This window comes from Gordonia sp. IITR100 (assembly GCF_002009645.1).
Taxonomy (GTDB): domain Bacteria; phylum Actinomycetota; class Actinomycetes; order Mycobacteriales; family Mycobacteriaceae; genus Gordonia; species Gordonia hongkongensis.
In genome coordinates, this window is record NZ_MVKV01000007.1 from 141078 (window position 1) to 164538 (window position 23461).

At 67.0% G+C, this 23461-nt stretch carries 23 protein-coding genes; 8 read left to right on the plus strand and 15 right to left on the minus strand.

Going from position 1 to position 23461, the window contains the following annotated elements:
* Positions 1-82 precede the first annotated feature (82 nt).
* Positions 83-1420 (plus strand): PQQ-binding-like beta-propeller repeat protein, encoded by a 1338-nt coding sequence (locus B1818_RS12685; RefSeq protein ID WP_058252169.1) that lies wholly within the window; start codon positions 83-85, stop codon positions 1418-1420.
* Between the two features lie 70 nt (positions 1421-1490).
* Here B1818_RS12685 and B1818_RS12690 read toward each other — a convergent pair whose 3' ends face one another.
* The 3 genes from B1818_RS12690 to B1818_RS12700 form a co-directional block, all read right to left on the minus strand.
* Positions 1491-2690 carry a hypothetical protein gene (locus B1818_RS12690; RefSeq protein WP_058252170.1) on the minus strand — a complete coding sequence of 400 codons (1200 nt, stop codon included), beginning with the start codon at positions 2688-2690 and terminating at the stop codon, positions 1491-1493.
* A gap of 19 nt (positions 2691-2709) precedes the next feature.
* Positions 2710-3684, minus strand: coding sequence for a class I SAM-dependent methyltransferase (locus B1818_RS12695; protein WP_058252171.1), 975 nt, complete (start codon positions 3682-3684; stop codon positions 2710-2712).
* A 62-nt stretch (positions 3685-3746) separates the two neighbouring features.
* Complete coding sequence (locus tag B1818_RS12700; RefSeq protein ID WP_058252172.1) at positions 3747-4535, minus strand: enoyl-CoA hydratase/isomerase family protein; 789 nt, start codon at positions 4533-4535, stop codon at positions 3747-3749.
* 127 nt (positions 4536-4662) lie between these two features.
* Between B1818_RS12700 and ligD the strand changes: the two genes are divergently transcribed.
* A complete protein-coding gene (ligD, locus tag B1818_RS12705; RefSeq protein ID WP_058252173.1) occupies positions 4663-5643 on the plus strand; it encodes a non-homologous end-joining DNA ligase in 981 nt (326 codons plus the stop codon).
* Here ligD and B1818_RS12710 read toward each other — a convergent pair.
* On the minus strand, positions 5624-6055 hold the full coding sequence (locus tag B1818_RS12710; protein WP_078112934.1) for a MarR family winged helix-turn-helix transcriptional regulator: 432 nt from the start codon (positions 6053-6055) through the stop codon (positions 5624-5626). The two genes, ligD and B1818_RS12710, sit on opposite strands and share 20 nt — an antisense overlap.
* Positions 6056-6129: 74 nt before the next feature.
* On the opposite strand from B1818_RS12710, the gene B1818_RS12715 reads away from it, so the two are divergent.
* Positions 6130-6729 carry a maleylpyruvate isomerase family mycothiol-dependent enzyme gene (locus B1818_RS12715; RefSeq protein WP_078112935.1) on the plus strand — a complete coding sequence of 200 codons (600 nt, stop codon included), beginning with the start codon at positions 6130-6132 and terminating at the stop codon, positions 6727-6729.
* 12 nt (positions 6730-6741) lie between these two features.
* Here B1818_RS12715 and B1818_RS12720 read toward each other — a convergent pair whose 3' ends face one another.
* Positions 6742-7569, minus strand: a complete 828-nt coding sequence (locus tag B1818_RS12720) for an NUDIX domain-containing protein (protein ID WP_058252175.1) — start codon at positions 7567-7569, stop codon at positions 6742-6744.
* A complete protein-coding gene (locus tag B1818_RS12725) occupies positions 7570-8406 on the minus strand; it encodes an ABC transporter ATP-binding protein (protein ID WP_078112936.1) in 837 nt (278 codons plus the stop codon). It abuts the gene before it with no gap.
* Positions 8407-8505: 99 nt separating this feature from the next.
* Here B1818_RS12725 and B1818_RS12730 point away from each other — a divergent pair, with 99 nt between their 5' ends.
* On the plus strand, positions 8506-9507 hold the full coding sequence (locus tag B1818_RS12730) for an LLM class flavin-dependent oxidoreductase (RefSeq protein WP_078112972.1): 1002 nt from the start codon (positions 8506-8508) through the stop codon (positions 9505-9507).
* A gap of 21 nt (positions 9508-9528) precedes the next feature.
* On the opposite strand, the gene B1818_RS12735 is transcribed toward B1818_RS12730, so the two are convergent.
* The 4 genes from B1818_RS12735 to ctaD are packed head-to-tail and all read right to left on the minus strand — an operon-like array spanning position 9529 to position 13796.
* Positions 9529-9978, minus strand: coding sequence for a cupin domain-containing protein (locus tag B1818_RS12735; RefSeq protein WP_068970707.1), 450 nt, complete (start codon positions 9976-9978; stop codon positions 9529-9531).
* On the minus strand, positions 9975-10751 hold the full coding sequence (locus tag B1818_RS12740) for a peptidyl-tRNA hydrolase (RefSeq protein WP_078112937.1): 777 nt from the start codon (positions 10749-10751) through the stop codon (positions 9975-9977). The genes B1818_RS12735 and B1818_RS12740 overlap by 4 nt, the downstream gene beginning before the upstream one ends.
* Positions 10752-10765: 14 nt before the next feature.
* Positions 10766-12007 (minus strand): phosphoserine phosphatase SerB, encoded by a 1242-nt coding sequence (serB, locus tag B1818_RS12745; protein WP_068970709.1) that lies wholly within the window; start codon positions 12005-12007, stop codon positions 10766-10768.
* Positions 12008-12011: 4 nt separating this feature from the next.
* Positions 12012-13796 carry a cytochrome c oxidase subunit I gene (gene ctaD / locus B1818_RS12750; RefSeq protein WP_065632663.1) on the minus strand — a complete coding sequence of 595 codons (1785 nt, stop codon included), beginning with the start codon at positions 13794-13796 and terminating at the stop codon, positions 12012-12014.
* A gap of 291 nt (positions 13797-14087) precedes the next feature.
* Here ctaD and B1818_RS12755 point away from each other — a divergent pair, with 291 nt between their 5' ends.
* The gene (locus tag B1818_RS12755; protein ID WP_176455920.1) at positions 14088-15137 is read left to right on the plus strand and encodes an ABC transporter substrate-binding protein; all 1050 of its coding nucleotides are present in this window, start codon (positions 14088-14090) and stop codon (positions 15135-15137) included.
* A gap of 137 nt (positions 15138-15274) precedes the next feature.
* Positions 15275-15763, plus strand: a complete 489-nt coding sequence (locus B1818_RS12760; protein WP_078112938.1) for a carbonic anhydrase — start codon at positions 15275-15277, stop codon at positions 15761-15763.
* Positions 15764-15782: 19 nt separating this feature from the next.
* Here the strand turns inward: B1818_RS12760 and B1818_RS24175 are convergent, their stop codons facing one another.
* Positions 15783-15944 carry a hypothetical protein gene (locus B1818_RS24175; RefSeq protein ID WP_165629809.1) on the minus strand — a complete coding sequence of 54 codons (162 nt, stop codon included), beginning with the start codon at positions 15942-15944 and terminating at the stop codon, positions 15783-15785.
* A 139-nt stretch (positions 15945-16083) separates the two neighbouring features.
* Between B1818_RS24175 and B1818_RS12765 the strand changes: the two genes are divergently transcribed.
* Together B1818_RS12765 and B1818_RS12770 are read left to right on the plus strand one after the other, a co-directional pair.
* Positions 16084-19086, plus strand: coding sequence for a DEAD/DEAH box helicase (locus tag B1818_RS12765; RefSeq protein WP_078112939.1), 3003 nt, complete (start codon positions 16084-16086; stop codon positions 19084-19086).
* Positions 19083-19892 (plus strand): hypothetical protein, encoded by an 810-nt coding sequence (locus tag B1818_RS12770; RefSeq protein WP_078112940.1) that lies wholly within the window; start codon positions 19083-19085, stop codon positions 19890-19892. The genes B1818_RS12765 and B1818_RS12770 overlap by 4 nt, the downstream gene beginning before the upstream one ends.
* A 104-nt stretch (positions 19893-19996) precedes the next feature.
* On the opposite strand, the gene B1818_RS12775 is transcribed toward B1818_RS12770, so the two are convergent.
* From B1818_RS12775 to B1818_RS12790, 4 genes are all read right to left on the minus strand, one after another.
* A complete protein-coding gene (locus B1818_RS12775; protein ID WP_139363019.1) occupies positions 19997-20857 on the minus strand; it encodes an SIR2 family protein in 861 nt (286 codons plus the stop codon).
* Positions 20858-20883: 26 nt separating this feature from the next.
* The gene (locus tag B1818_RS12780; protein WP_078112942.1) at positions 20884-21915 is read right to left on the minus strand and encodes a ParA family protein; all 1032 of its coding nucleotides are present in this window, start codon (positions 21913-21915) and stop codon (positions 20884-20886) included.
* Positions 21916-21926: 11 nt separating this feature from the next.
* Entirely contained in the window at positions 21927-22931 is a 1005-nt protein-coding gene (gene nrdF / locus B1818_RS12785; RefSeq protein ID WP_068970712.1) for a class 1b ribonucleoside-diphosphate reductase subunit beta, read from the minus strand.
* A gap of 131 nt (positions 22932-23062) precedes the next feature.
* The gene (locus B1818_RS12790; RefSeq protein ID WP_078112943.1) at positions 23063-23338 is read right to left on the minus strand and encodes a DUF3892 domain-containing protein; all 276 of its coding nucleotides are present in this window, start codon (positions 23336-23338) and stop codon (positions 23063-23065) included.
* Between the last annotated feature and the right edge of the window lie 123 nt (positions 23339-23461).

Here is a 23461-nt window from a genome sequence, read left to right on the forward strand (position 1 = left end):
CTGCTGGCGCGGAGGGTGCCGTTCGATGGCATGCCCGGCGCCTGCACACGACGCAGAACAGGGCACGACGACGAGGAGCAGGATGGCTTTGGCACGACCGCAGGTGTCTCGACGCCGCCGATCCGCGCTGACCCGCCTGCTCGTCGCGCTGACGGCCGTGTGCTCGATGGCGCTCGCCGCCTGCTCGGACGGTCACATCGACGTCCGCTCCGTACCGAGCGTCGGATGGCCCAGCTACGGGGGTGTCCCGGGCAACGCCAACTTCGCGTATGCCGATGTGCCGGAGGACCTCACGCTGAGCTGGACACGGCCGACCGGCGGCCCGGTCACCGCGCCGGTGACGATCTCCGGCAAGGGGAACGTGGGCGTGACGTCGAATGCGGCGCAGGGATGCAACGTGCTCGTGCTCGACAGCCGCTCCGGACGCAAGAACTTCTGCAAGGACATGCGGGCCGGTGTCGAGATCAACGCGATGCTCGTCGATCAGTACGACCAGCCCTATCTCGGCGAGGAGACGACCTTCCTCGCCTTCAATGCCGGCGGCGCCATCCGCTGGCGGGCCGGCGTGATCGGGGTACCGCTGTCGGCGAAGTTCGCGGCCCCGAACGAGGTGCTGGTCGCCACCACACAGGGTCAGATCCTGCTGATCGACACCCAGCGCAACGAACTCCTCGCGCCTGAGGTGAGACTGCGCGACGACGCCGACCCCGCGCAACCGCTCCGCGGCTTCGGCGACTGCGTGAGCAACGGGCCGCAGTGCGCGATCCCCGCCCCCGCTGCCGTCGACACCGAACGAGAACGCTTCTTCCTCAACTTCTTTCCCCAGGGCGCAGCGACGTCGCAGATCCGCGCGATGAAGTACGGCGCCGTTGCCGGGAACCGCGAAGTCCGGACCGCGTGGCAGGCCGACGTCCCCAGCGGCGTCATCGGGACCCCGACGCTCTCGGCCGACGGCGCGACCGTCTATGCGTTCTCGCGCGACGGCAAGATCGTCGCCCTGAACGCCGAGGACGGATCGACGCGGTGGACCTACGACATCGGCGGCCACGGATTCGCGACGATGACCGTCTCCCCGGACGGTCTGATCATCCCGACCGGTTCGCTCGGCGCCCCGCTGACCCTGCTGCGTGATCGGGGCGATCGCGCCGAACAGGTCTGGCAGCGCACCGATCTGGCGACGGTGAGCCTGTCCACGCTGACCCAGCAGCAGACCGCGTGGACGGTCGCCCGCGATCCCGGCAAGGACTCCCTGTCCCTGGTCGAGGTGTCCACGACCGACGGCGCGACGAAACGGACTCTGCCGCTGCCGAATTCGCGCGGTTTCGCGACCGGCGTCTCGGTGTCCTACGCCGGACAGATCGCGACCGCGACCAATCTCGGCGAGGTGTACTTCTTCGACAGCAAGGCCGATCTCGAGTAGGTGTTCGGAGAGTGCGGGATTCGTACTGGAAACCGATACAGATCCCGCACTCTGCGTGGTCGGGTTCGTTTCAGAACCGGACACCCGGCTCACAGATGAACGCGACACCCTTGCGCCCGATCCGGGTCAGCACCACCGACAACGGCCGGGAGCCCTTGAGCTTGAGCTTCTTCCGCAGCCGGTCGGGGTCGACGTCGAGTCCGCGGACGAGGATCTCGAGGGGGCCGCAGTCGAGCGCCGAGAGCGCCTTCCGGAGCGCCTTCTCGGTCACCCCCGTCCGCTCGATCACCCGGAATCCGCGGGCGCCGTCGGGGACGGAATCACCCGTGAGATAGGCGATCTGCGGATCGAGTTGCCAGAGCCCGGACCGGTGGGCGTAGTGCTTGACCAGCGCGGCGCGCACGATCGCCCCGTCCGGGTCGACGATCCACTCCCCCGCCTCACCGGCCGGCACGTCGTCGTCTTCGCGGTCGGTGACCTCGACCTCGGCGATGGTTCCGTCGGCGCGGGTGCGGAGCACGGTGGCCCGCCGGCCGGGCTCCACACCTGGGCCCGTCCACAGGCACGCCTCGCGCACGCCGCCGTCGAGTGAGGTGACCTGAACCTCGCCGTCGAAGCCATAGCGGTTTCGCAGCATCTGATGGTCCAGTCCGGGAGCGCATTTCACGATGAGCGTGCGACCGGGATAGGTCGTCAGCAGCTCGAAGAGCGGTGGGGTCAGCTGATCGAGCCGGAAGATGCGGCCCGCATCCGATCGCCGCGCGGGATCGGCGAGGAGCACGTCTGCGGTCGAGGTCGGGGTGAGCGCGTCCGCGACCAGCAGCGTCGCCTCCGGCACGTTGGAACGCGCCATCGCGAGCCGGACCCGGTCGATGTCGCTGCCGATGACACCCGAGATACCGTTGGCGCGCACCAGCTCCCGTAGCTCCGCCCCGATCGAACAGGTCAGGTCGTGCACCACCGATTCCGGAAACCGCGCCGCGATTTCGGCCGCACGGTGCGCGGCGACCACCGACGCGGTCGCCTGCTGCAGGGCGTCGTCGGTGAGCAGGAGCGCCTCGGCATCGCGCAGCTTCGGGCGGGCGCGCCTACGACACTGCACCGTCTCGATCAGCGCGGCGTCGTGGGGCGCGTATCGGCTGCGTACCTCGGTGATGTCGGCCAGCATCGTCGACGGGGTGAACTCGAGGCGGGACACCGTGTCGAGCGCCTTCTCGCCGTGCCGCGACCGCAGGAACGCGACGTCGTCGAGATCGAAGGAGTAGCCCATGGCCTGACGGCGGAACCGCCTACTGCGGCTTCGTCCCCGTCACCACGACGTTGTAGAAGAACTTCGGCGGCACGACCTTCCGCAGCACGTTCTCGTCGAGCCAGGTGAGGCGCTTCCATCCGCCGAAGGCAAAGCGGGCCCAGCCCCACCCCAGCTTCTCCGGCGGGACCGCGGCCTCGAAGGTGCGGACCGGCCAGCCGAGCATCGCGGCGGCCAGTTCCTCGGTGGCGGTGGACACCTTCTGCGCGCCGGCAGCGCGGGCGATCCCGGCGAGCTCGTCGGGATCGAACGTGTGGATGTCGACGACGGCCTCGAGCGCGGCCGCACGCGAGGACTCGTCGAGTTCCTCCTGCGGGCGCCGCCATCCCTGCAGCGGACCGAGCTTCGTGACATTGGTCGTGGCGAACCACGTCGCCCGACTCATCCAGCGCGCGTAGAAGTCACCGATCGTCGACGGCTCACCCGCGAAGATGAAGCGTCCGCCCGGCTTGAGTACCCGCAGCACCTCGCGCAGCGCCTGCTCGACATCGGGAATGTGGTGCAGCACAGCATGTCCGACGACGAGGTCGAAGGTGTCGTCGTCGTACGGGATCTTCTCCGCGTCGGCGACCCGGCCGTCGACATCGAGACCGAGGTTCTCCGCGTTGCGCAGGGCGACCTTGACCATGCCCGGCGAGAGGTCGGTGACCGACCCCTTCGACGCAACACCCGACTGCATCAGGTTCAGCAGGAAGAACCCGGTGCCACAACCGAGTTCCATCGCGCGGCCGTACGGCAGGGGCTCCTCGGTGGCCGCGGCGTCGAAACGGCCACGCGCGTAGTCGATGCAGCGTTCGTCGAAGCTGATCGACCACTTCTCGTCGTAGGTCTCGGCCTCCCAGTCGTGGTAGAGCACCTGGGCGAGTTTGGTGTCAATGAGGGCAGCCTTGACCTGTTCCTCGGTGGCGTGCGGATTGGGAGCGGGATCGGTGCCCGGTGTGGCGTCGGTGGTCATGATCGCTTCCTGTGTGCGTGGTGATGGGGTGCTGTGGTCGAGGGGTACGCGGCGACGACGGCTCAGCGGCCGACGAATTCCGCCTTCCCGGGGCCGTTCTCGAGGAACGAAGTCAGACCGATGGCGCGGTCCTCGGTCGCGAACAGCGGGGCGAACAGCTGCTCCTCGATCTTGAGCCCGGTGTCGAGGTCGACGCCGAGGCCCTGGTCGACGGCCTTCTTGATCGCGGCGAGCGCCACCGAGGCGGCGCCGTCGAACTGTCCGGCCCAGGCGAGCGCGGCGTTGTAGACCTCGTCCGGCGCGACGACCTCGTCGACGAGTCCGATCGCCAGCGCCTCCGCGGCGTCGACGAAGCGGCCGGTGAACATCAGGTCCTTGGCCTTCGACGGCCCGATGAGGCGTGCCAGCCGCTGCGTGCCGCCGCCGCCGGGGATGAGACCGAGCAGGACCTCGGGCAGCCCGAGCTTCGCGTTGTCGCCCGCGATCCGTCGGTCGGCACCCAACGCGACTTCGAGGCCACCGCCGAGCGCGTACCCGGTGATGGCCGCGACGGTCGGCTTCGGGATGGCGGCGATCGCGCCGAGATCGCTCTGCAGGCGACCCGCCACCCGGCTCATCTCGGCGTAGCCGACGTCCCGCATCTCCTTGACGTCCGCGCCGGCCGCCAGGATCTTCGGGCCGCCGTAGACGACGACGGCCTTGATGTCGGCGCGCACCGTGGCCTCCTCGGCCGCGGCGGCCAGTTCGGCCTGCACCTGCCGGCTCAACGCGTTCATCGGAGGCCGGTGCAGCAGGATGGTGCCGACCCCCGGATGAGCGTCGGAGCACTCGAGGGTCACGAACTCAGGCATGGTCGAAGGCTACCGGTAGGTAAGTCCGGTCGGTGCCCCAGCCCGGCGACCCAGGCCGACGACCCGGCACGCACGACGCGGCCCGGAGTCCGCCGCTCGCCGGCATCGGAGCCATACAGTGGCGGTCATGGCGAAAACGTCGGGTTCCGCAGGTGATCCCATCGAACTCGAGGTCGGCGACCGCACCGTCCGGCTGTCGAGTCCCGACCGCGTCTACTTTCCCGAGCGCGGTGAGACCAAGCTCCATCTCGCCGAGTACTACCTGTCCGTCGGCGACGGGATCGTCCGTGCGCTGCGCGACCGTCCGTGCATGCTGCACCGGTTCCCCAAGGGCGTCAGCGGCAACAAGGTCCACCAGAAGCGCGTCCCCGCCGGCGCGCCGGACTGGCTGGAGACCACCGAGATCTACTTCCCGCGGTACGGCCGCACCGCCGACGAACTGTGTGTCACCGAACTGGCATCGGTGATCTGGGCGGTGCAGATGTCGACCGTCGAGTTCCACCCCTGGAACTCACGGCGCGACGACCCCGAGTCGCCCGACGAGTGGCGTATCGACCTCGACCCGATGCCCGACTGCACGTTCCCCCGGATCCGGCGGGTGGCGCACGTCGTCGAAGAGGTTCTCGACGAACTGGGTATGCGCGGGTTCCCCAAGACCTCGGGCGGTCGCGGGCTGCACATCTACGTCCGCATCGCGCCGGAGTGGGGCTTCCCACAGGTCCGGCGTGCGGCTCTCGCGTTCGCTCGGGAGGTCGAACGTCGGGCGCCCGACGACGTGACGACGACCTGGTGGCGCAAGGACCGCGACCCGGCGGCGGTCTTCGTCGACTACAACCAGAACACCCGCGACCACACCATGGCGTCGGCCTACTCCGTGCGCGGCAACGAGCGGGCCACCGTGTCGACGCCGATCACCTGGGCCGAGATCGACGACATCGAACCCGACGATTTCACCATCGCCACCGTGCCGGCCCGGTTCGCCGAACTCGGAGACCTGCACGCGGAGATCGACGACGTCGCGCACCGACTCGACACCCTCATCGACTGGGCCGACCGCGACGACATCGGCACCGACGAGGACGCCGAGATCATCGATATGGATCGGTGACGTCGCGTAACGACCGCAATGCCTTTTCCAGGGCGGCGAACTGGGCGTCGCCGAGATGCTCGCGCCACTCCTGCTGCTGCGCCTCGACCTCTCGCGCGGCGACCTCGCACAGGTGAACGCCCCGCTCACTCAGCGTCACCAGCCGGGCGCGACGGTCGGACGGGTCCGGCACCCGGGTCAGGTAGCCCGCCGCCTCGAGTTGGTCGACGATGCCGCCCGCGGTCTGCTTGGTGACACCCGCCTGCTCGGCGAGATCGGTCAGCCGCATGGGTTCGGGTGCCAGCCGCTGTAGCACCCGGGACTGCGCCGGAGTGATGTCGTCGGCCCCTTCCTCGGCGATCCGTGCCAACACCCGGCGCTCGGTCGCGCGGTGGGCGATGAACATCAGGACGGCGATCTGCGGGTCGGACACGTCGTTGACTTTAGTACGAAAACCTGACTAATATCAGTCAGGAAACCTGACTATCCGTGTGGCGGGAGCGACCGATGGACACCGACCTCATCTGGCAGCGCATCGACGAGCAACGACTCGAACTCGCCGCACTGATCGAGACCCTCACGCCCGAGCAACTCGCCACCCCGTCGCTGTGCGACGCGTGGACGGTGCGCGACGTCGCGGTCCACCTCACCCACTCCCACACCTCACCGGCACGAGCGATGATCGCCGCGTGCCGATACGGTTTCCGGTTCAACACGATGATCCGCGAACTCGCGCTGCGCGACGACACCACGGCGGGCGATGCCGCCTCGAAGTTGCGCGCCATGGTCGGTTCGCGTCGGCATCCGATCGGGACGACTCCCATGGCGCCGCTGCTGGATTCGCTCCTGCACGGGCAGGACATCGCGGTCCCGCTCGGACTCGACCGGCCGATGCCGACCGACGCCGCGACGGCGTGCGCCGACTACCTGTGGTCGACGGGTTTCCCGTTCCACGCACGTCGCCGGAACGAGGGACGACGCTACGTGGCCACCGACTGCGACTTCGCGGCCGGGACAGGCGCGGTCGTCGAGGCGCCGATCCGCGACATCGTCATGCTGTTCGGCGGACGGACGAACGCCGCCGGGGCTCTGGCGCCCTCAACCTGACAGCGCGTCCGGTCAGAGCGTGATCTCGGGCGGCTGCTGATCGCCGAGAGTCCGGAAGTACTCGTCGGAGCCGGGGAAACCGAGGCCGGCCAGCCCGGCGCCGGGTGTCACGTTCGGCAGGATCGGTTCGATGACACGTTCGGCGTCGAGCAGTTCGTCGATGGTCGAGAACTGCGAGACGTAGTTGAGCTGCGACCACGTGGGCGGCATGAGGAAGTGCTGGCCCGCGGCCCAGGAATCGATCGCGACCCGGGCGTTCACCCACCGGGCGACCTCGGCTTCGGTGGTCTCGGCGTCGGCGTGCTGTCCGTCGGGCATCGCCGCCAGGAAGAACCGGGTGTCGTAGCGCCGCTTCTCGTTCACCGGGGTGATCCAATGCGCGAGCGGACGCAACAGATCGGCACGCAGCGTCAGTCCGCGCGCGGTGAGGAACTGCGCGAACGACAACGACTTCTCGACGAGGCGTTGCCGATCCTCGGCCAGTCCCTCCGGGTCGGCGAATGCGCCGTCGGCATCGGTCGCGAGCAGGACGCCGCACTCTTCGAACGTCTCGCGGACGGCCGCGCACACCAGGGCCTGGGCGATCTCGGCGTCGCTGCCGAATTGCCCGGCCCACCAGGTGGCCTCGGGACCCGTCCACGCCAGGTCGGCGTCGGCGTCCCGCTTGTCGACGCCGCCACCCGGGAACACCGTCATTCCCCCCGCGAAGGCCATCTGCTTGACGCGGCGCTGCAGGAAGACCTCGATGCCGTCCGCGGCGTCGCGGACGAGCACGACGGTTGCCGCATCCCGCAACGGTGCGGACACGATGTCCGGGCCCTGTTCCTGTGTCGACGTCATTCAGTTACCTCCTGCTGCTCGACGGTGGCCACCCGCGCGGCGCCGGCGCCGCGCGAAGTACCGGCCGTCGACCTTGTCCAGAACGATCTGCTGGCGGAAGGCGGCGGTGAGGTTCTCACTTGTGAGTACCTCCTCGAGCAGCCCCTGGGCCACCACGCCGCCCTCGGACAGGATCATCGCATGTGTGAAACCTTCGGGGATCTCCTCGACGTGGTGGGTGATCAGCACGATGGCCGGGGCGTCGGGGTCGGCGGCCAGACGCGCGAGACGATCGACGAGTTCTTCGCGGCCACCCAGGTCGAGCCCGGCGGCCGGTTCGTCGAGCAAGAGCAGTTCGGGGTCGGTCATCAGCGCGCGCGAGATCACGACACGCTTGCGCTCGCCCTCGGACAGCGTGCCGAAGCGACGGTCCGCGAGGTGCTCGGCTCCCATCGATTCCAGCGATTCGACGGCCTGCGCACGGTCCATGGCGTCGTAGCTCTCGCGCCACCGCCCCAGGACCGCATACCCCGCCGAGATGACGACGTCGCTGACGATCTCCTCCGGCGGCACTCGATCGACCAGCGACGGGCTCGAGACCCCGATCCGGGTCGACAGCTCGCGGATCTCGACCCGGCCGAGCTTCTCGTTGAGCACGAAGGCGGTGCCCGACGTCGGGTAAATCTCCGCCCCGGCCAGGCGGATCAGCGTCGTCTTGCCCGCGCCGTTGGGTCCGATGATCACCCAGCGTTCGTCCAGTTCCACCTGCCACGACAACGGGCCGACGAGAGTCTTGCCGCCTCGAACGACGGCGACGTCGCGAAAATCGATCAAGAGGTCGGGATCGGATTCGGTCACTCCCCCATCCTGCACCACGAGGGAATGGTCGACCCGTTCGACTCACGGCAGACCGGACGGCGGGAATAGTCCGGGGCGTCGGCCGCATTGAACATCGTCGTGACCCCTTCGAACCTCCCCTTGTCGATCCTGGATCTCGCGCAGATCGGTCGTGACGAGACTGCCGCGCAAAGCCTCTCCGCCAGTGTCGATCTCGCACAGAACGCGGAGAAGTGGGGCTACCGCCGGATCTGGTACGCCGAGCACCACAACATGTCGGCCATCGCGTCGTCGGCGCCGGCGGTGCTCATCGCACACATCGCCGCGCACACCTCGACCATCCGTCTCGGCGCCGGCGGCGTGATGCTGCCGAACCATTCCCCGCTGACCATCGCCGAGCAGTTCGGCACACTCGCCGAACTCCATCCCGGGCGCATAGACCTCGGGCTCGGGCGCGCGCCCGGCAGCGATCAGCAGACCTTCGCGGCCCTGCGCCGCACCCACGCCTCCGCGGAGCGGTTCCCGCACGACGTCCTCGAGCTGCAGGCCTTCCTCGGTGACGAGTCGCGTGTCGAAGGCGTCCGCGCGACCCCGGGGGCGGGCACCCACGTGCCGCTCTACATCCTCGGCTCGTCGCTGTTCGGCGCGCAGCTCGCCGCGGCCCTCGGACTTCCGTACGCCTTCGCCTCCCACTTCGCGCCGCAGGCGCTCACCGAGGCCGTGGCGTTGTACCGCCGCGAGTTCCGGCCGTCGGAGGTCCTCGCCGAGCCCTACGTCATCGCGGGTGTGGGAGCGATCGCCGACGAGGACGCCGACCGTGCGCAGGCGCAGCTGCAGATCGCGAAACGTCAACGCGTGTCGCTGCTCTACGGCCGCGGCCGGACCTTCACCGACGAGGAAGCCGACGCCATCCTCTCGATGCCGCAGGGACGCCAGATCGACGAGATGCTGACGTACTCGGGTGTCGGGACGCCGGGCGAGGTGCTCGAGTACCTCTCGTGGTTCGCCGGGCACGCCGACGCCGACGAGCTGATCGTCGCGTCGCTGGCGCCCGATCGTGACGTGTGGCTGGGCACCTTCGGCCACCTCGCGCCGGTGAACTCACCGGTCGCCGCCGGCTAGCCGGGATTCGCAGGCCGACCGTCAGGCCAGCCGGAAGTCCTCGAAGTCGAACCCGGGCACGACGATACAGCTGACGAGTGACGGCTCGTCCCCGGCGGGCCGGGCACGCTGCCACACGCCCGGCGGCACGAGCGCCTGGGGTCGGTGACCGGCCTCGATGTCGGGTCCGACGAGAACTGTCGTCGGGTCACCGGGGACATCGGCGTCCCCGCCGAAATCGAGTTCGACCGGCGCTCCTCGATGGTGCAGCCACAGTTCGGCGCCGCGTACCGTGTGCCACGCCGACTCGTCGCCCGGCATGAGGACGAAGTAGATCGCCGTGCCGGCGGCACGGTCGCCGGTATAGCCGTCGGCAAGCGACGCCGACGGCACGACGACGTCGCTCCGCCACGTCTCCCGGAACCAGCCGCCTTCCGGATGGGGTTGCAGATCAAGAGCTTTCACCCATTCCGGCGGTACCGCAGCGCTCACGTGTCCTCCTGGGCCCGGATGACCTCGGCGATGACGGTCACCGAACCGGGCGCGATCTCGGTGAACCCGGCGTCTCGAACGGCCACCGCCCTCCCGGCGGCATCGGCGGAGAGCAGTTCTCGCCACCGCCCGGGCGTGGCCTGACGGACCGCGAGCGGGCAGTCGTCCCGACGCCACTCGATCGCGTCGTCCGCGGCGAGGAGCTTGGCCGCCAGCATCGACGCGTGACCGACCTGCGCGGCCAGTTTGCCGACAGTCATCGGCAGGTCGGGATTGGTCCACAGCACGACGCCCGAGACCGGCGGCTGCTCGGGCAGCTCTCCCTCGACCTCGGTCCCACCGATCTGCAGCTTCGCCACACGCCGGTCGAGGTCACCGACGCGGCCGGGCACGAACGCCCGTGCCGACGCCCCGCCCGCGGTCGCGGTCACACCCCAGACCTCCTGCGCGGCAGCCCATTGCGCGCCACGCGCGCGCCGGGCAATCTTCCGGATCCGTGCGTCGCACCAGGCGTCCATCGCCGCCGCCCACGGACCGTCGCCCGCACTCCGTTCGTCGAGGCACAATAACGCCACCGCTCGCGCCGCCGCGGTCAGCAGTTCGGTGCGGTCGGGCGGATCGTTCTTCTCGATGCGGAGCACCATCGCCATCGCCAGGACGTCGGCGGGGTCAGACGGGTCGTCGCCGCCTCCGACGTAGGCGACCAGCCGCCGATGATCGGCCGCGATCGCTTCCGGATCGACCTGCGGAGAGACCGTGCGCTCGGATTCCATGGAGCGGTGCGAGGTCAGCCCAGGGGTACCCGGCGATAGACGCCGTCGGCGGCGTCGGCCGCCTCGATCTCGTCGCGGGAGACGCCCAGGATGAACAGGACCCCGTCGAGAAACGGGTGATTCAGCGTGGCGTCGGCGACCTCGCGCAGTGCAGGCTTCGCGTTGAAGGCGATTCCCAGCCCGGCGACGCTGAGCATGTCGATGTCGTTGGCGCCGTCGCCCACCGCGATCGTCTGCTCCATCGGCACCCCGACCTGATCGGCGAACGACCGCAGCGCGTGCGCCTTGCCCATCCGGTCGACGACCTCGCCGACGACCCGGCCGGTCAGCTTCCCGTCGACGATCTCCAGGGTGTTGGCCCGGACGAAGTCGAGTTCGAGTTCGTGCGCGAGTCCGTCGATGACCTGACGGAAACCGCCGGACACGAGACCGCAGTGGAATCCGAGACGGTGCAGCGTACGGATCGTCGTCCGGGCACCGGGGGTCAGTTCGAGTGACTTGGCGACATCGTCGAGAACACTCGCGTCGAGTCCGGCCAGGGCCTTGACGCGTTCGTGAAGGGACTGCGCGAAATCGAGTTCACCTCGCATCGCCGCCTCGGTCACCGCGGCGACCTCGGCTTCGCGGCCCGCGTGCGCGGCGAGCATCTCGATCACCTCGCCCTGGATGAGGGTCGAGTCGACGTCGAAGACGATCAGGCGCTTGGCGCGCCGAGCGAGTCCGCCGCGCTCCACGGCGATATCGACCGAATGCTTCGCAGCAACCTCGGCGAGGCCTTTGCGGAGGGCGGCGTCGGCGGCGACACCACCCCGGCCGGCAACGCTGACCATGAGTTCGAGGCCGGTGAGCGGGTAGTCGGCGATTCCGCGGATCGAGTCGATGTTGCCGCCCTGGCTCGCCAGTTTCGCCGCGACGGCGCTGAACGCGGTGGCGGTGACCGGGCTGCCGAGGATCACGACGGCATGCGAGGACGGCGAGCGGCTACCGGGATCGACCCCGATCTCCACCCGGACGTCGAAACCGATGGACGCCATCGCCTGTTCGACGACTTCCTGCAGCGCCTCGGGGTCGCCGGTGGAGGACACCAGCACGCCGAGGGTCAGCTGCCCGCGGATGACCACCTGCTCGACGTCGAGCAGTGCAACGGCCTGACCGGCCAGGGCACCCATGAGAACAGAGGTGACACCTGGCCGGTCGGGACCGGTGACAGTGACCAGGACGGTCGTACCGGAACTGGCTGTCGAGTCCTTGCTCACCGGGTCAGCGCGGGTCGGGATCCGGGGATCCCTCGTGCGTTCCCACGGTGAACGGCTCGCGACGAGCCTCTTCCATCTGACGGTCCTTGCCCGCGGCGTGGCCCGGTCCGACGTGCGCCTCGGCACGCATGCGGTCGATCATATGCGGGTAGTGCAGCTCGAACGCCGGGCGCTCCGACCGGATGCGGGGCAGCTCGGTGAAGTTGTGGCGCGGCGGCGGGCAGGAGGTGGCCCACTCGAGCGAGTTGCCGAAGCCCCACGGATCGTCGACGGTCACGACCTCGCCGTAGCGGTAGCTGCGGAAGACGTTCCACAGGAACGGCAGGGTCGACAGGCCGAGGATGAACGCGCCCACGGTCGAGATCATGTTCAGCGTCGTGAAGCCGTCCGACGGGAGGTAGTCGGCGTAGCGACGCGGCATGCCTTCGTTGCCCAGCCAGTGCTGCACCAGGAAGGTCATGTGGAAGCCGATGAACGTCAGCCAGAAGTGGATCTTGCCGAGTCGCTCGTCGAGCATGCGTCCGGTCATCTTCGGGAACCAGAAGTAGATGCCGGCGTAGGTGGCGAACACGATGGTGCCGAAGAGCACGTAGTGGAAGTGCGCGACGACGAAGTAGCTGTCGGACAGGTGGAAGTCCAGCGGCGGGCTCGCGAGCAGCACACCGGTCAGACCACCGAAGAGGAACGTCACGATGAAGCCGACCGAGAACAGCATCGGGGATTCGAACGTGATGTGACCGCGCCACATCGTTCCGATCCAGTTGAAGAACTTCACGCCGGTGGGCACCGCGATCAGGAACGTCATGAAGGCGAAGAACGGCAGCAGCACGGCGCCGGTGACGTACATGTGGTGGGCCCACACCGCGGCCGACAGGGCGGCGATGGCGAGCGTGGCGTAGATCAGACCGGAGTAGCCGAAGATCGGCTTCCGCGAGAAGACCGGGAAGACCTCGGACACGATGCCGAAGAACGGCAGGGCGATGACGTACACCTCGGGATGCCCGAAGAACCAGAACAGGTGCTGCCAAAGGATGACGCCGCCGTTGGCCGGGTCGTAGATGTGGGCACCGAACTGGCGGTCGACCTCGAGACCCATCAGCGCCGCGGTCAGCAGCGGGAAGATGAGGAGGATCAGCACGCTGGTCACCAGGATGTTCCAGGTGAAGATCGGCATGCGGAACATCGTCATGCCGGGTGCGCGGAGACAGATCACGGTGGTGACCATGTTGACGCCACCGAGGATGGTGCCGAGACCCGAGACGGCCAGACCCATGATCCACAGGTCGGCGCCGATGCCGGGGCTGTGCACGGCGTCGGTCAGCGGCGTGTACGCGGTCCACCCGAAGTCGGCGGCGCCACCGGGCGTGATGAAGCCGGCGACGGCGATGGTCGAACCGAAGACGAACAGCCAGAAGCCGAGTGCGTTGAGTCGCGGGAAGGCGACGTCGGGCGAACCGATCTGCAGCGGCAACACGAAGTTGGCGAAGCCGATCACGATCGGCGTCGCGTACATCAGCAGCATCACGGTGCCGTGCATCGTGAAGAGCTGGTTGAACTGCTCGGTGGACAGGAACTGCATGCCCGGCATCGCGAGCTCGCCACGCATCAGCAGGGCCATGAGGCCGCCGATGAGGAAGAACGCGAAGCAGGCGGTGATGTACATCATGCCGATCAACTTGTGATCGGTCGTCGTCAGCAGCTTGTAGATGAACGAACCCTTGGGCTGATAGCGCTCCGGGAACGGACGCACTGGAGCCACTTGCGTGGTGGGTTGGTCTACCGCGGTCACAGATCCTCCTCTTGCCCGAACCCGACGCCGAACCCCTTCGGCCGTCGGTCGGCACATGAACAAACCGAGCGCTGGTTACTGATCCTAAACCCTCACCGGTGCCCGGGCCGAGCGGGTCCTACGATCTGTCGTATTCGATGTCGGAGCCACCGGATCGGCAGTGCTCATCGGGGGTTTCTTCGACGACGCGCCAGGCTCTCGGAGCACCCTTCCGATCGCCGGCGCCCGGCGCCCGGGAGTGCGCATCCGAGCCTACGCCGGGTGCCTCGGGACCGGTGCTAGGTTGGGCGGGTGCAACGGAGGGTCACGGTCGCGAACGAGGCCGCCAGAAGTGTCGAGGCAGCCACCGGCGAGACCCGGCGCTCACTCGTCCGACGCATCGGCCTGGCTACCACGATCGGGTTGACCGTGGTCGCGCTGGCCTCCTGTTCGGGCGAGGAACCGCTGACGACTCCGGACGGCTCCCCCATCTCCACCGTGACGACACGGGTGGCGGAGGTGAACATCGTCTCGGCCGACCGTGATTACGCGAAGACCTGCCTCGCACCCACCGCGCCGGATCCGGGTGAGGCCGACGTCGACCGCATCGTCGTGACCGACCCCGCCGTCCTCGACGCGCTGTGCGCCCTCGGGCTCGGCCCCGAGGTCGTCGCGGTGGCTGCCGAACCCGGTTCCGTGCCCGAGTATCTCGGTCCACAACTGACCTCGGTCCCGGCCATCGGACCGACGCCCGACGCCGCGGCGGTCGCCGACGCCGACGCCGGACTCGTCCTCACCACCGCCGACACCGCGGACTCCGCCCGCGCGTTCCCCGGTGTCCGCACCGTCACCGTCCCGGCCGACGGCACCTGGCAAGAGCAGTTCCAGGCCGTCGCCGACGCCGTGAACCGCAGCGGGTCGGGTCGGACGCGTCTCGCCGAGTACACGACCGAGGCGACCAAGACCGGCCGGCGGATGGACGCCTCGCACACCCAGGTGTCGCTGGTGCGATTCGGCGACGACTCCGAGACCATCGCCGGGATGAACACCTTCGCCGGCCAGGTGCTCGGGGACATCGGCGTCCAGCGGCCCGGGCCGCAGCGCGTGCCCGACTCCTTCGCCCTCACCGACGAGAACTTCCGCGACGCCGACGCCGACCTCATCTATGTGAGCTTCGAAGGCGAGGAAGGCCTCGCCCACGGGGAAGAGGTCCTGCTCAGCGACGAATGGCTCAGCCTGGGCGCACCCGTGTGGAAACGTGTGCTCGCCGTCGACGACGACGTCTGGTACGAGTCCTCGGGACTCGCCGCCGCCTGGCTGGTCCTCAACGACGTCAAGGGCTCACTCGACGGCAACTCCTGACGGTCTCCGATCGGCAGGTGTCGCACATCGTTGCCCCAGGCGCAACGAAGCGCTACTTCTGCGTGGCCGTTCGGTCAGTTCCGATCACCCACGTCCAAACCCTCGCCGGGGCGACGTCGACACATCAGGATCGGCGCATGAGTGTCACCGACGAATACCTCGAGAACAACGCCGAATACGCCAAGACCTTCACCGGGCCGTTGCCCCTGCCGCCGGCCAAGCACGTCGCGGTGGTGGCCTGTATGGACGCCCGGCTCGACGTCTATCGCATCCTCGGATTGAACGAGGGCGAGGCCCACGTGATCCGCAACGCCGGCGGGGTGGTGACCGACGACGAGATCCGCTCCCTGGCCATCAGTCAGCGACTGCTCGGCACCACCGAGATCATCCTCATCCACCACACCGACTGCGGCATGCTGACGTTCACCGACGACGACTTCAAGCGCCAGATCCAGGACGAGATCGGGCAGAAGCCCGCGTGGTCGGCGGAGGCGTTCGCCGATCTCGACGAGGACGTCCGCCAATCGATCACCCGGATCCAGAACAGCCCGTTCGTCACCAAGACCACGTCGTTGCGCGGGTTCGTCTTCGACGTCGCGACCGGACTCCTGCGCGAGGTGTCCTGACCCGGGTAACTCGACCCTCCTACGAGTCGCCGCCCTCGGAGCGCTGAACCGCTTCTGGGGCGTTCTCGCGGGTGGCCATACCACCCTCGCGTCCGTGGTCCTGCGGGCCGGGCGGATCCTTCTCCACTTCCTTCTCGGGAGCGTCTGTCCCGGACGTCTTGTGGTTGTCGGACTGTCCCATCGATACCTCCGTGCTCGTGCCGGCTGCGACGATCGTCGATACCCGGGGAGTCGGGCGGACAAACCACCTCGCTGCCCGGCCGGCCGCGCGACGCCCGGGCGGTGTCGGAGGCCACGGCTAAACTGGCCGACGATCCTCGATGCCACATGATTCGCCGTCCAGCGGTCAGACTCCCCCGGACTCTGCCCCGAAGCCTCATCTCGCCGAGCCCCTGCACGCCCTCTGGCGGCCGGGCGTCGGCATGGCGGTGTGGATCGACGGCGATGTGTCCGATCTCCCGCCACCCCTACGCGACCTCCTCGACGGTCGACGATTCCGCAGCGAGATCCCCGTCGTCGACGCCGGCGATCGACGGCAGTTCGTGCGCGCCGCGACTCTCGGTCTGACGTCGGCGGTCACTTTGCTCGACGCATCGCGGTCGGTCCCGGTGGCGGGTGACGTCCGGTGGTACCGGTACCTGCTCGACGGCGTGCGGTCGTTCGTGCGGTCCGGCACCGTGGCGCCGTCGGTTCTGCAGGTGGCCGGCGAGTGGATGGTGCGCTGGGTCGTCGTCGCGACGCCGACGTGGCGCAGCTGGCATGCCGTCGTCGTGGGAAGCGCGCCGGATGCGCTGCTGCACAACGGGTCCGCACCCGCCCTGGACGACTTCCTCGCCGAACTCGTCGACCACGAATGCCGTTCTGCCATCGCTCGTTCCGCCGTCCGCCTCGGTGAACCACGGCCCGCGTCACCCGTCGTGCGGGCACTGCTCCCCGACGCCGATCCCCGCCCGCCCAGCTCACCGGAACGTCTCGCCGCCGCCGCGGGTGGCTGGTCGCGGTGGAACGCCGGCGCTCCGCGCGACGATCGTTCGCTCATCTTCCGGCTGCACGAACCCGAGTACGACGACCTCGCCGACGCTCAGTGGGCCGACGCATGGGACGACGACCCGGTCGACCCGCCGAGCCGCGCCGAGGTGGCCGAGACCTCGCGGTGGCGACTGCAGGTCTGTCGTCGGAGCATCGACGGACAGGTCGAACCCGTCGCGCCGCACCGCCTCGACGCCCACGAACTCGACGAACTGACGACCGAGTTGGCCACGGCAGTCCGTGAATTTCCCGAACTGGGCCGCGCCGACCCCGATCGTGGCTCCCTCGACTTCCTGCTGCCGACCGCGATCGCGGAGGAACTCTTCGCCACGGGCGCGGCGGCGCTCGGCGCCGTCGGCATCCCGGTTCTGCTGCCGAGGACGATCGCCGAGGTCCGTCCGAGTCTGACCCTGCGCGCGCTCGCGCCGCCCGGCGGCGGGGCACCGGCGGCGATGGTCGGCCTTCGGGAGATCCGGGAGTTCGAGTGGCGTCTCGCCCTCGGCGACACCCCAGACGCGATCACGCTCACCGATGCCGACCTCGACGAATTGTCTGGCCAGAAAGGCGATCTGGTCCGCGTGCGCGGAGTGTGGATGCGCGCCGAGGGCGCCGCGCTGACCCGGGCAGCCACGTTCGTCGCCACCCAGCGCGCACTGGCCGCGGTCGAACCGCCGAGCGACTTCGGCGAGCTGTTCAACCTCGTCACCGGCGAGTCGGACCGTCTACCTGTACCTGTGTCACGCGTCGAAGGCCTCTCCTGGCTCGACGACGTCGCCGACACCGGCGTCCTTCGACCTGAATCCGTCGCGCCACCGACGGGGTTGACCGCCACCCTGCGTCCATACCAGCAGCGCGGCCTGGACTGGCTCGCCCATCTGTCGACTCTCGGCGTGGGCGGCGTGCTGGCCGACGACATGGGCCTGGGCAAGACCCTGCAGGTCATCGCACTCGAATGCCACGAGCGTAGCGGTCCGTCCGCGTCGCCTGCCGATGATCCTCGAAAGCCGACGCTCGTCGTCTGCCCGATGTCCCTGGTGGGCAACTGGGCGCGGGAATTCGCCCGGTTCGCGCCCGCGCTCCGCGTGGCGATCCACCACGGGCCCTCTCGCGAGTCAGGGGCGGCGTTCGCGGGCATCCGCGACTCCGTCGACATCGTGGTCACCACCTTCGCGATCGCGGCGCGCGACCACGAGTTGCTGTCCTCGCAACCCTGGCATCGGATCGTGGTCGACGAGGCCCAGCACCTCAAGAACGTGAACACCATTGCGGCCAAGGCGGTTCGGACGGTCCCCGCCGGCCATCGCCTCGCTCTCACCGGCACCCCGGTCGAGAACCGCCTGGAGGATCTCCGCGCCGTCATCGACCTGGTCAACCCTGGACTACTCGGCTCCGCGTCGGTCTTCCGTGCACGCTACGCCGAACCGATCGAACGGGATCGTGACCCGGCCGCCCTCCGACGGTTGTCCGCGATCACCCGGCCGTTCATCCTGCGCCGCGAGAAGACCGATCCGGCGATCGCCGCCGACCTCCCGGAGAAGGCGGACTTCGCCGTCCGGGCCAACCTCACCGTCGAGCAGGCGGCGCTGTACCGCGCGGTGATCGACGAACTGATGACGGCACTGCGCGACAAGCAGCAGCGCACACTACGACGCCGCAACGTACTGGCCGCACTGACCCGCCTCAAGCAGGTGTGCAATCACCCCGCGCACTATCTCGCCGACGGCACCGACCTCGTCCGCGACGGCGAACACCGCTCCGGCAAGGTCGAACTGCTGGCCGACATCGTCTCCACCGTCGCCGAGGAGGGCGACCGCGCATTGGTCTTCACCCAGTTCGCCGCCTTCGGTGACATGCTGTCGTCGTGGTTGTCCGCGGAGTTCGGCAGCGAGATCCCGCTCCTGCACGGCGGTCTGGGTCGCACCGAGCGCGACCGCCTGGTCGCCGACTTCCAGTCCGACGACGGGCCGCCGGTCCTGCTGGCGACGCTGAAAGCCGGCGGCACCGGGCTCAACCTGACCGCGGCCAACAACGTCATCCACGTCGATCGGTGGTGGAACCCGGCCGTCGAGGACCAGGCCACCGACCGCGCCTACCGGATCGGCCAGGACCAGAAGGTGTCGGTGCATCGGTTCGTCTGTGTCGGCACCATCGAGGAGCGCATCGACGACATGATCGCCAAGAAACGTGAGCTGTCCCGGCTGACGGTCGCGGCCGGCGAGAACTGGGTGTCCGACCTCGCCGACGACGAACTCTTCGAACTCATCCGGCTGCGCGACGAGGCGGTCAGCGAATGACGGTGCGCAAGAAGGGCACGCAACGACGCGGTGAGCGCGGCACGATCGCGGTCCGCGGCTATGGCCTCACCTCATGGTCACGCGCCTTCGTCGATGTCGTCGAGGGACGCGGCGCCGATGGCGAATCGGTCGCCGATAGCCGTCGTATCACCAAGGCGCGCAGGTATTTCCGCGATCGGCATCTGCGCGGCCTGCGGATCGACGCCGGCCGGGTGACCGCCTCGGTGGAGGGCACCCAACTCGAGCCGTTCGACGTCATCCTGACCACCCGCACCGTCGACACACCGACACTTGCGAACCTTCTCCGCGAGCGCAACGCTGTCGATGAACTCATGCTGCTCACCCGCGGCGAACAGCCGCCGGCGCTGGGTGAGCTGCTGGTGCCCACGGAGTCCGCCGACGTCGAGACCGACTGCACGTGCCCCGACGAGGCGCCGCGGTGCATCCATGCTCTGGTCACCTGCTACGAGGTGGCAGCCGAGATCGACCGCACCCCGTTGACCCTGCTGACCGTGATGGGCACCGACCTGCGAGCGCTGCTGGCCGAGATCGACTCTCGCCCACCGGATTCACGGACCTCCGACGACGGTGGGTCAGCAACCTCACTGCAGGTCGACGACTACTACGGCACCGCCTCGACGCTCCCTCCGCTGCCGTCGCCGTCGCGGATGAACCCACTGACCGCGCTCGACGGCGGCGAACTACGGGCGGCGTTGCGCGCCACCGGCGTCGCGCCCGCCGACATCGCCGAGGCGATCGACGAACTCGGCGACCTCTACGACCGCCTCACCGCCGGCGATTCGTAGCGTGTCAATGGACGCGGCCACGCGGTCGTGAGCACACCTCGAACGTCCGCTTGCGCAATCAACCTACTCATTAAACCGACTGGACGGTCCGCCAGCACCGGCCACTACGATGGTATTGACCGCGAGCTGTCAACCGAGGCGGCGAGAGCATTAAGCAAATCGGCAATTTGCGCGTGTTCGCCATTCGGGTAGGTGACAAAGTCGATCTTCAGGGTCTCCGATAGTGCATTCTCGACTGCCAACGGCCAGCGCCCCTCTTCTACAATTGCGTAGTGAGGAAGCGTTTGCGGCGATATCGCACTTGCGGCTTCAAAGAAAAGCTGCAAATGCGGATCGGCGTCAACAGAACAACCTACAAACAAGATAGTATTGGTGAGCACCAGCGCCTCGACCACTTTGAAGAACCCTGGGTAGTCAGTTCGAGCTCGATGATAGTCACTTCGAGTTAGCACTGTTTTTGATGGCTCACTCACACATCCGTGCAACTTAAAGATCAAACGACGATCCGTGCGAAGGTCGTCTACAACTCCTGAATCAGAGTAGCGACATACCTTGAAAGCTCCGGCATCCCCTGCAGGGCCGCGTTGACAGAACCGCTCGTAGATATCATCGTAGTTAGTAGTGAAGACAATTTTAGGATCGAGCCTCAGTACAGCTTTATGTATATCAGTTTCCGGCAACGCAGAGCGCTGAAACAGTTCCCTGATAACCTCTTGATACTTCGCAGCGCCTATATGATTACGCAGTACTTGCGCCGCATCAAGCGGACGACCCGATGTGGCCAGTTCGCGCGCCTGAGCCACGAGGTCCGAATCAGGCACTTGCTCCTCCAACGCGCTTATCAAGCCCGACCACAACGGCGGCATTAGCACTGCATCCGTTTCTGGCACATCTGCCACCGGGCGCACTGATGCACCTGCGCCCAAGAAAACCACCACCCGACGTTCAGCGAATTCCTTGATCAATGACTTAGGGAATGAAAGGTGCGAAGTCACAGTTCCAGTCCGATATTGCGCGCTAGTGAGGTGGACACCGCCCCAATTACTTCCGCATAGTTAGCTTGTTGCGAGTATTGACCACCCGCCAGGCCGTCCGCGCTCGTGAGTTTCTTGATCGGACTGTTGCAAGCCTGCGCCAGCGGTACGAGACTGTACATACTAGGCACATCTCCAAGTTTGACCAGATTGGCATCAACCGAAGAAGCAGCAAATGGCATCAAGGCGCTGTCGATCTCCGCCGGCATGTCTTCGAGTATTTTCTCAAAGGCTGCGGTTGGACGACGGATGCCTTCTTTGGATTTTGTAATATACTGCTGCACAGTATAGCCAGCGAACCCGCTCTCAATTTTTATATCCATGGTCGCGAAGTATCGATCAAGAGCGCCTGGGTGTTGCGCGTTGCAAAGAGATATTCCAGTTTTATAGGTGGCAATCCACTGTTTCAACCACTGATTAATATTTCGTACACCCACGATGCTGAAAATATCAGCCGCCATCGGCGTCACGAAGTAGTCACATTCTAATAGGATTGATCGATTCAGCGAACCAAGACTCGGACCGACATCAATGAACATCGCGTCGTAAGCAGACCCGTAAACGCTATCCAGCGCGCTAGCCCAGCGCGTCTTCCTGATTCCACCCACTTCGCCACCAGATGCCTCTGACCAAGAGCGGCTAAGCAAGTCCTCCATGATCGACATTCGTGGATGCCCGGGTATAAGATCGAATCCAAATCTCGTGCTTGAGCCAGAGATGGGTTCTACCGAGTTGTCAATACTCGGCTCTCCGTCTTCCATCGGACGAAGAATGTCGATCAGCGTTCCGCGACTTACCTCAGGCTCGTCCAGGTAGAGCGCAGCCCATTGGTCAGGCGCTAACACTAACTGGGTCGAGTTACATTGCGGGTCTGCGTCTAACATCACGATCTTGGCATCGTGATCGAGGGACAGGTGTGCAGCAAGATTACAAGCTAATGTAGTCTTACCAACCCCGCCCTTATTATTGAAGAAGGCAACAGTTTTCATCTGCAGTCGACCTAGAAGTCCCAGTCCTCGTCCTCGGTGTTGACGGCCTTGCCGATGACATAGGAACTGCCCGACCCGGAGAAGAAGTCGTGGTTCTCGTCGGCGTTGGGCGACAGCGCCGACAGGATCGCCGGGTTCACGTCGGTCTCGTCGCGCGGGAACATCGCCTCGTAGCCCAGGTTCATCAGGGCCTTGTTCGCGTTGTAGCGCAGGAACTTCTTGACGTCCTCGCTCAGCCCGACCTCGTCGTACAGAGCCTCGGTGTAGTCACTCTCGTTGTCGTAGAGCTCGAACAGCAACTCGAAGGTGTAGTCCTTGAGCTCCTGACGACGCTCCGGGGTCTCGACCTCGAGTCCGCGCTGATACTTGTAGCCGATGTAGTACCCGTGCACCGCCTCGTCGCGGATGATCAGGCGGATCAGGTCGGCGGTGTTGGTGAGCTTCGCGCGGCTCGACCAGTACATCGGCAGGTAGAAGCCGGAATAGAACAGGAACGACTCGAGCAGCGTCGAGGCGACCTTGCGCTTCAGCGGGTCGTCGCCACGGTAGTAGTCCATGACGATCTGCGCCTTGCGCTGCAGCTGCTCGTTCTCCTCCGACCAGCGGAACGCCTCGTCGATCTCCTTGGTGGAGCACAGAGTGGAGAAGATCGAGCTGTAGCTCTTGGCGTGCACGGACTCCATGAAGGCGATGTTGGTGAGCACCGCCTCCTCGTGCGGGGTGGTGGCGTCCGGGATCAGCGACACCGCACCGACCGTGCCCTGGATGGTGTCGAGCAGGGTGAGACCGGTGAACACCCGCATGGTGAGCTGCTTCTCGTATTCGGTGAGCGTGCCCCACGACGGGATGTCGTTGGACACCGGCACCTTCTCGGGCAGCCAGAAGTTGCCGGTGAGGCGGTCCCACACCTCGGCATCCTTCTCGTCGGGCACGCGGTTCCAGTTGATCGCCGAGACCCGGCTGACCAGCTTGATGGGCGCTCCGTCGGCGGGGCTGTGGCGTTCGGTGGAGGTCATTGGTCCTCACAAACCGCTAAGTACATTGGTGCAACACACATCTCACACATTCCTTTCGTCCTCTGGAGCAGTGGACACCAAGACACTAGCCCGGTGCGGGTGGACGCTATGTCCACCCGCACCGAGCCTGACTAACGTCGCGGCAGGGACAACAGGTTGTTGGTCCATACCCCGTCGGCATATGTCCGCAGATACTTGGACCCACTTGAGGGTTTCACGACACCGACATTCACTCGATGCCCGTCTTCCTCAACGTATGCCTTGCCGTCATTCTCGATCCAGTCCACGAGCGTTGCCTTGGAGCTGGAGCCCGACTCCCCGGTACTGGGATTCGTCCACCACAAATGAGTGATGTGCTGGTGCTCATACCCACCGGCGAGCCGAACTGCTGTCAATCGAATAGCCATGATCTGTACTTCCTCGTCTTGTAATTCACACCGCGAATGGTTTCGCGGTCGTACTCCGAGGCCGTACACTCGATGCTGCAACGCGGTTGAGTGTATCGGCCGTCCGAGGGTGGGTGAGTTGGT

Excerpts from the sequence above, each read along its gene's own strand:
- B1818_RS12760 (WP_078112938.1), top strand. The coding sequence starts at position 15,275 with ATGAGTGTCACCGACGAATACCTCGAGAACAACGCCGAATACGCCAAG.
- B1818_RS12790 (WP_078112943.1), bottom strand. The coding sequence starts at position 23,338 with ATGGCTATTCGATTGACAGCAGTTCGGCTCGCCGGTGGGTATGAGCAC.
- B1818_RS12715 (WP_078112935.1), top strand. The coding sequence starts at position 6,130 with ATGGACACCGACCTCATCTGGCAGCGCATCGACGAGCAACGACTCGAA.
- ligD (WP_058252173.1), top strand. The coding sequence starts at position 4,663 with ATGGCGAAAACGTCGGGTTCCGCAGGTGATCCCATCGAACTCGAGGTC.
- nrdF (WP_068970712.1), bottom strand. The coding sequence starts at position 22,931 with ATGACCTCCACCGAACGCCACAGCCCCGCCGACGGAGCGCCCATCAAG.
- B1818_RS12700 (WP_058252172.1), bottom strand. The coding sequence starts at position 4,535 with ATGCCTGAGTTCGTGACCCTCGAGTGCTCCGACGCTCATCCGGGGGTC.
- B1818_RS12695 (WP_058252171.1), bottom strand. The coding sequence starts at position 3,684 with ATGACCACCGACGCCACACCGGGCACCGATCCCGCTCCCAATCCGCAC.
- B1818_RS12690 (WP_058252170.1), bottom strand. The coding sequence starts at position 2,690 with ATGGGCTACTCCTTCGATCTCGACGACGTCGCGTTCCTGCGGTCGCGG.
- B1818_RS12720 (WP_058252175.1), bottom strand. The coding sequence starts at position 7,569 with ATGACGTCGACACAGGAACAGGGCCCGGACATCGTGTCCGCACCGTTG.
- B1818_RS12770 (WP_078112940.1), top strand. The coding sequence starts at position 19,083 with ATGACGGTGCGCAAGAAGGGCACGCAACGACGCGGTGAGCGCGGCACG.
- B1818_RS12740 (WP_078112937.1), bottom strand. The coding sequence starts at position 10,751 with ATGGAATCCGAGCGCACGGTCTCTCCGCAGGTCGATCCGGAAGCGATC.
- B1818_RS12685 (WP_058252169.1), top strand. The coding sequence starts at position 83 with ATGGCTTTGGCACGACCGCAGGTGTCTCGACGCCGCCGATCCGCGCTG.
- B1818_RS12780 (WP_078112942.1), bottom strand. The coding sequence starts at position 21,915 with ATGAAAACTGTTGCCTTCTTCAATAATAAGGGCGGGGTTGGTAAGACT.
- B1818_RS12765 (WP_078112939.1), top strand. The coding sequence starts at position 16,084 with ATGCCACATGATTCGCCGTCCAGCGGTCAGACTCCCCCGGACTCTGCC.
- B1818_RS24175 (WP_165629809.1), bottom strand. The coding sequence starts at position 15,944 with ATGGGACAGTCCGACAACCACAAGACGTCCGGGACAGACGCTCCCGAG.